Source organism: Streptomyces sp. NPDC016562, assembly GCF_043076955.1.
In the GTDB taxonomy this organism is placed as follows: Bacteria; Actinomycetota; Actinomycetes; order Streptomycetales; family Streptomycetaceae; genus Streptomyces.
In genome coordinates, this window is the sequence record NZ_JBIBRZ010000012.1 from 1 (window position 1) to 6,579 (window position 6,579).

Genomic DNA, 6,579 nt, shown 5'->3' on the forward strand with positions numbered 1-6,579 from the left:
GCCGCCGAACAATCATTGCGGAAGCCCCGCACCAGCCCCCTTTTCGGGGGGTTCGGTGCGGGGCTTTTCTGCGTTTACCGGCCGGTCAGCGGGGGTCGCCGTAGCGGGCCAGGAGGTGCCAGACCCGCTTCAGGGCCTGCCCGTCGAAGGCCCGGCTGGCCCATCACGCAGTGAACTCAGGCCGCCCTCGCCGACCGCGGCTACGACCCCGACATCTACCGCGATCAGGTCCGGGCCCTCGGATCATCCCTGCCATCTCCCACCGCGACACCGCCATGGCAGCGGCCTTGGGGGGCTGTCGATCGGTTGCCAGAGGTGCTTTCGCCTGGCGCCACGGCGGGAACGCCGAGCCGACATCCACGAGGGCTTTCCCTTATAGACATCGAGCCTTTTCAACGTGGCCGTGATCGAGTGACGCCGGGGTCACGACGGCTCATGTACTCGTGGAGGTGTTCCAGCGTCCAGGCGACGACCTCGGCGAGCGGGTCGGCGGCGATCTCCTCCGGTTAAGACCTTTCGAGGTGGCGCACCTGACCGCCAGAGCGGCGCGGCGGGACCACCAGTCGGCGGGCCAGGGCCGCTGCGGCCTCGTTGCCGTGGTCCGTCCGCACGATGTGGAGAGAATCGTCAGGCACCCGGCATGTCAGCCAGTTGACAACGCCCACTGAACCGCTCCGGATCGATGGAGGCCCCGGTGAGGCTTCGCACTGACAGCGGTGGGTACATCCGCAAGCATGGACGCCGGCGCATGGATATCGCTGATAGCTACGGGGATCGTCTTGCTCATAGGGGCGGGGCTCATCTGCTACGAGCATTGGGGATCCGGCGCGAACCAGAGCCGGGAGTATGACCTCGGTCCGGACAACACGAGCGGCGGAGGCGGAGGCGGCTGACGCCGACGGTTCGGCCGAACCGCTTCACCCCGAACCTGCCGTCGATCTCACGACCGCGCTGCAGTGCGGTGTGACGCCCCGCTCGACCGGAGCCGTGCCGCGGACAGCATGCGGTTGACGGTCTGTTGGGTGGGCGTGAGGCCACGGCCCGGTGGGCGTCTGTGGGGCGTCGTCACCCAGGTCCGGCGGCCTTGCGCAGGGTGCGCGGCAGGCCGGGCGGGTGGTCAGCCAGTATGTCGACGACGGCTGCCACGTAGGCGTGCGCGGTGCCGACGGAGATGCCGAGCGCGGCAGCGAGCTGGGCGAGAGTGTGTCGTGCCGCCGCAGGTACACCAGCCGACCAGGGCACGCTGGTGCGGCGGGAGCTTGCAGCGGCGGTCACCCTCGCGGGTGACGATGAGCATGGTGACCCACTCGACCAGGGCATGAGGCAGGTCGAGTGCGGCAGAATACGGAACCAACGCGGCTTCTGTGCCCGTGGGTTGAGACTTCGAACACCGCCCCCAACGGCACGGGAGCCTCGTGCGTTGCGCACACCGCCGGCATCACCCGATCAGTGGCGCCTCTGAAACAGCTCATCGTTTCTCACGGCTGTCTCGGGTGCTGTTGACCGGCTCAGATGTTGCGTCAGTGCCCTCTGAGAGCCTCCGGACAACGAGTGCACCGGGACGGCTCGCGTGCGTAGCGGCGGATCGCGGAGTCGGCGGGCCCGCCGCAGTTCACACACCCGGGCCTCGATATCGGCCGGAGTCCGGTACTGCGTCGTGCGCGGCCGGCTGGACGGGGCGCGCCACCGGGCCGGGCCTTCGGCCCCCAACCGCCGCATCCACTTGTGGGCCGTGGCCCCATGTTCAAGACCTTCGAGTGTCAACAACGCTCGTGATCGATACACCCAGGCCGCCGCTCTTCTTGAGCCAGTAGCTTCAGCAGATCGTGCGGCGCGGCAGTACCAGTTTGGTGCGGTGCCGGCGGGCCATATGCTGCTGGCTTCGGCGGCGGTAGCACCGTTCCGGTGATCGCGCGTCTGGTTCCAGCGGACGAGGACACCGTCCGCGACGAGATCCACCGCTTCACGAGATCGTGCTCGCATGCCTGCAACCTCACTGGGCAGGCGGCCGTCCCGGCCTGCTGAGCAGTGATGACGAGGACAGCGCCACCAGGGCGAGCGACCCACTGTGCCGGGTAAACCCTGCACTCCCCGGTCGGTCCGCAAACAGGGCGATCATCTGCGCAGGAACATGGCCCGGCCCGTTCGGATCGAGCAATGCTCAGACTTGTCGATCCGTTCCTCGAGAGGGCGCGCGTAGGGCTGGCTCCCCGAGTGAGTGATCAAGTCACCGAGTGGGCCCGCGCTGTGACTGAGGGTCGAGAAGGTACGCCCATGCGTCAGGCCGCCGCCCTGGAAGCGGAGGTGACCAGGACATGGCCGGCTGGTCAGCGTGACGAGGCTGGCCGTCGGCTGGTGGTGCGCAGCAGCCGTCACGGCCGCGGACAGTGACCACGGCGGCGGGGCCCAGCGAGGTGGCCGCCCCTCGGGTGAACGACAAGCGGGTCGACGAGGCGACCGACGAGCGTCAACGGTTCTCTTCCGAGATCCTCGCGCCGTGGTGCCGGAAGTCCGCAAAGATCAGCGAGGTGTTGCCGCTGCTCTCTCTCCACAGCCTGTCGTCGGGCGACCTCGTGCCCGCGACGGAGCAGTTCCTGGGCTCGGCGGCCGGCCTGTCGCCAGCCACGCTGACGCGGCTAAGGAACTGATCGCGATCGCCGAGGGCCTGCCCGACTCCGCCGAGTCCTCGGCGGATCCGCTGCGCGACTGCCGGTGCGGGATGCGCGACCCGGTGCTCGTGCCGGCGACCGCGCGATGGGATGGTGGAGGGCAGTGGTGGAGGTGTTCCCGCAGGCCAGGCTCCAAAGTGGCTGTGTTCGCGAGTTCCGACAGCAGATGTTCACTAGTTTCGGCAGCACCCTGGGTCTCGCGGATTCGAACAGCCTAGGCTTGTCGACCCAGGCGTGCCTGGTCGGGGACGGCTCGATCGGCCCCTGCAAGAGGATGTGCACGCTGATGCGCAGGGACCGGTCGTAGAGGAAGAGTTGGCATGGCGGGGGAGCTGTGGGTATCGACGTTCTCGCTCGCGGGTGTGGTGCTTGGCGGGGCGCTGACGGCGCTCACTCAGCGTGCCGCCCAGCGGTCGGCTGATCGGGCCGAGGAGAGGCGACGGTTGGCGGCGACGGCCGAGACGCGCCGGGCCGAGCGGGTGCAGGCCATCCAGGAGTTCCTTGCCTGTGCGCAGCTTGCCGAGCGGGCCGCCTACTCTCGCCCGGAAGCCTGGGGTGCCGACGAGGGCGGCTGGATGACCGGGGCGAAAGAGGTCATGACCAAGCTTTGGACGGCGGACCGCGGGGTCGCCCTGCTCTGTGACCCGGCTCTGGAGGCCCCCGCCCGCGCTTACGGACGCGCGCTCAACCAGGCGGTCTGGCGCGAAATCGGTGACGTGGAGGTCAACGAGCACCTGGAAGAGCACAAGAATGCCTTCATGATCGCCGCCCGGGCGAGCCTTGCCCTCCTCTGACTGATCGCCCCGAGCCAGTCACTAACTGAAGCTCCAGCGAGCCGAGTCGACCGCCCTCAACCTTCGTGCAACAGGCATCTCTCGGCCCCAGAACTTGCCAGGATCTCCAACGCCACAATCGAACATCGCCAGCGGCGGGTGCTGCCGAAACTGGTGAACATCTGCTGTCGGAACTCGCGAACAACGCCACTCCAGAGCGTCACGAACGCGCTGCCGAAGTCCGCACAGCCCGGCGCAAAGAAGGCTCTGCAGGGGATTTACAACGACCGAGGACCGTGCGTACGCCGAGAAGGCAGCGACGCGTGCGGGACGGCGCTGGCAGCCCGGCCGCGGCTCTCGCGATGGTCTTCAAGCTCGTCAAGGCTGGTTAGGCCTGCTGGCGCGGTCGACGCACCTCACCTCCTCGCCCTCATCCGCAACGGCACCCGCTTGGACGGCGGGAGCATGTCGGGGACCCGCAGCGTGCACACCTCAGCGGGCTGTCACCGTATGGTTCGGCAGCCCACCGTGCGCGAGCAGTGATCTTCAGCGGGCCGGAGCAGACGTAGGGTGCTTCGTCATGAACAGGGAGACAGACAAAGCCCAGTTGCACGCCATGGCCAGTACCGCCGGATACGGTGAGGCGGCGGAGGCTCTTGCCGGGCAGTACGAGAGCGTGACCTTCAACGAGGTACACCGCGAGGTGCTTCACCTGTTTCCCTTGCAGCCGAGCTCCGTGCTGGATGCGGGGCGGGCAGCGGGCGCGACGCGGCGGCGCTGGCCGCTCTGGGGCACCGGGTCGTCGCCGCCGAACCCACCGCCGAGCTGCGCGCGCTGGGTCGGCGTATTCATGCCGACCAGGAGATCGAATGGGTCGACGATGCGCTTCCCGAACTTCCCGGGCTGACCGCACAAGAGCGCCGCTTCGATCTGATCCTGTTGACCGCAGTCTGGATGCATCTTGACGAGCGACAGCGCACCTCCGCCATGGCCCACCTGGTCAGCCTGCTCGAGAGCGAAGGCCGGGTGGTCCTCTCGCTGCGTCATGGCCCCGTCCCGGCGGGCCGCCGTATGTTCCCTGTCTCCGCAGAGGAAACCATCCGCCTCGCCCACAACCACGGCCTGGACGTCGTCCACGAAGCTCAGCGTGAGGATCCGCACGGGCGCTTCGGAGTGGCATGGACCTATCTCGGCTTCCGAGTCAGTGCAGGGGGGAAAGATCCTGGCCTCACCACCCAGCAGTAGCCGCTACCCCCCCAAGCCACGGGAACTTTCTCGTTCGGATCGGCTGGGAGGCCCTGCTGTGCTTGCGGGCCGGCCGTAGGAGCGCCTCTCAGTGGACGAAGCGAGGTCCTCGACAACCTCTCCGTCCACCTGAACCGGAAGATCCGCAGGTGGGCCGCGATGAACAAGGTCGAGCTGTGCGTTACACCCCATACGCGTCTGGGCCATCCCATCGAGGCCCACTGCGGGTCCGCTGCGGCGGAGGGCGGTACACGGTCCAGCACTAGCCTCTCCTGTCATGAGCGATTCGGAGCAGCATCCTCTTGCCTGGCTACAGGACTGGTACGCGAAGCAGTGCGACGGCGACTGGGAGCACGAGTGGGGCGTGAAGATCGCCACGCTCGACAACCCCGGCTGGACCATCGAAGTCGATCTGGAGGAGACGGACCTCGAGGGGTGTGAGTACCCCCGCCAGGACGTCAATCGCACCACCCAGGATTGGGTCTGGGCCTGGACCGCTGGCAATACCTTCCGCGCGGCGTGCGGCCCCGGGAACCTGAGCGAGGCCCTTGCGATCTTCCGTACGTGGGCGACCACCAGCGCTCCTGACGCAACAGACACGGATACAGGGACGCGGGAACCTTTGAGGTCAGAGCACTGATCGGCGGCAGACGATGAGAGGTGCCGCTATGCCGACGGAGGCGAGGGAGCGCTTGGCCTTGCAATGGCGCCGGCCGTCGGCGTCGTGGCCCGAGGCGTGATCGGATGGGCGGGATACCCGCGCGCCGTCGGCTCCAGCCCGTGACTGTCGTGCGCGTTCCGATCGGTGGTCAGGCGAATCTTCCACCCTTGCTTGGTCCGGTCGGTGGCCTTCGAGAGATGCCGATCAGGTGCAGCCTGAGGTGGCCGCGAAGATGAGCGCGGCCGGGCCTCGTGGTCATCCGCATGACGTCGGGCTTAGCGGGGGTGGCTGGGTATCCTGGCCAGCGTTCCCCTGGAGGACGCGATGACTGCACAGCAGCTGGAAGACGGCGGGCCGCTCATCCCTCAGCCGGCGATGACGCGGGAGGCTCTGCGGGACGCCGTGCGTCGGATCGACATGGCCAGCCTCGCTGCGCTCGACAAGGAGTGCAATGAGGCGTTCGACCGTGCCGCGGAGACCGGTGCGATCAATCCGTTGCGGTTCTTCCTGATCAAGTGGGCCACGCACGTGGCGATCCACCGCTGGCCCGCGCGGTCGGCCGCGCTGTATGAAGCGGAGCGGGTGGCCGGCGATCCGGACGCGACCGAGGAGGAGTTCCGGGCCGCCATGGAGACGAGCAGCCGCATCCTCGCCGAGGCCCAGCGCGAAATCGGTCAGTGACTCCGCGGGGCGAAGGGGCCGAGAGCGACAGCGGCTGGGCGTGGGAGTGCGATCCCAGCTGGCTCTGGGTGCTCGGAGACATGTCCGCGGAGCACCAGGAGCTGGTCGCCGTCGTCATGGAGGGCCTGGTCGACCTGGCCTCGATGGCGATCGACCCCAAGGACGGCAGCCTCTACGAGGACCCGCAGCCCATGCGGCTGCGTACGTACGAGGACGAGCGCCTGATGGTCTGGTACCAGACCATCCCGCACCGTCGCCGCGTCTACCTGAAGCGCGTCAACCTCTGAGCGCCGTTTTGACTGCGCCGCGTGCCGTGAGGTAGATTTGAACGGTTGCCTGGAGCTGAACAGTTCGGCAGCATCCCCCCGTGAGGTGCATTCCGAACGGGGACTCGACTCTTCATCCAGGAATCGGAAGCCGGGGAAATCCGGTGGAAAACTTCTGATAGAGTCGGAACCGCCGGAAAGGGAAACGCGAAAGCGGGAACCTGGAAAGCGCCGAGGAAATCGGACACGAAAGAGTCTGATAGAGTCGGAAACGCAAGAACAGA

General features: G+C 67.6%; 5 protein-coding genes and 5 pseudogenes. 7 read left to right on the forward strand and 3 right to left on the reverse strand.

All coding sequences use genetic code 11. From position 1 onward, the window contains the following. Positions 1-425: 425 nt before the first annotated feature. The 3 pseudogenes from ACF059_RS32060 to ACF059_RS32070 all read right to left on the reverse strand — a co-directional run. Positions 426-629 (reverse strand): annotated as a pseudogene (locus ACF059_RS32060) (AraC family transcriptional regulator); the annotation flags it as partial. Positions 630-1,083: 454 nt separating this feature from the next. Then, positions 1,084-1,354, reverse strand: a pseudogene (locus tag ACF059_RS32065) (transposase family protein); the annotation flags it as partial. A gap of 236 nt (positions 1,355-1,590) precedes the next feature. Continuing rightward, positions 1,591-1,734 (reverse strand): annotated as a pseudogene (locus ACF059_RS32070) (IS481 family transposase); the annotation flags it as partial. Positions 1,735-1,823: 89 nt separating this feature from the next. On the opposite strand from ACF059_RS32070, the pseudogene ACF059_RS32075 reads away from it, so the two are divergent. The 7 genes and pseudogenes from ACF059_RS32075 to ACF059_RS32105 all read left to right on the forward strand — a co-directional run. Then, positions 1,824-2,152: pseudogene (locus tag ACF059_RS32075) on the forward strand (helix-turn-helix domain-containing protein); the annotation flags it as partial. A 122-nt stretch (positions 2,153-2,274) separates the two neighbouring features. Next, a pseudogene (locus ACF059_RS32080) lies at positions 2,275-2,805 on the forward strand (IS256 family transposase); the annotation flags it as partial. Between the two features lie 184 nt (positions 2,806-2,989). Beyond that, positions 2,990-3,463 (forward strand): hypothetical protein, encoded by a 474-nt coding sequence (locus ACF059_RS32085; RefSeq protein WP_392064249.1) that lies wholly within the window; start codon positions 2,990-2,992, stop codon positions 3,461-3,463. A gap of 765 nt (positions 3,464-4,228) precedes the next feature. Next, complete coding sequence (locus tag ACF059_RS32090; RefSeq protein WP_392064261.1) at positions 4,229-4,687, forward strand: class I SAM-dependent methyltransferase; 459 nt, start codon at positions 4,229-4,231, stop codon at positions 4,685-4,687. Between the two features lie 277 nt (positions 4,688-4,964). Beyond that, positions 4,965-5,327 (forward strand): immunity 53 family protein, encoded by a 363-nt coding sequence (locus ACF059_RS32095; protein ID WP_392064252.1) that lies wholly within the window; start codon positions 4,965-4,967, stop codon positions 5,325-5,327. A gap of 345 nt (positions 5,328-5,672) precedes the next feature. Then, positions 5,673-6,029: a hypothetical protein gene (locus ACF059_RS32100; RefSeq protein ID WP_392064255.1), complete on the forward strand. Its 357-nt coding sequence runs from the start codon at positions 5,673-5,675 to the stop codon at positions 6,027-6,029. Next, complete coding sequence (locus tag ACF059_RS32105; protein ID WP_392064258.1) at positions 6,026-6,316, forward strand: hypothetical protein; 291 nt, start codon at positions 6,026-6,028, stop codon at positions 6,314-6,316. Before ACF059_RS32100 ends, ACF059_RS32105 begins: the two co-directional genes overlap by 4 nt. The last annotated feature ends 263 nt before the right edge of the window (positions 6,317-6,579 follow it).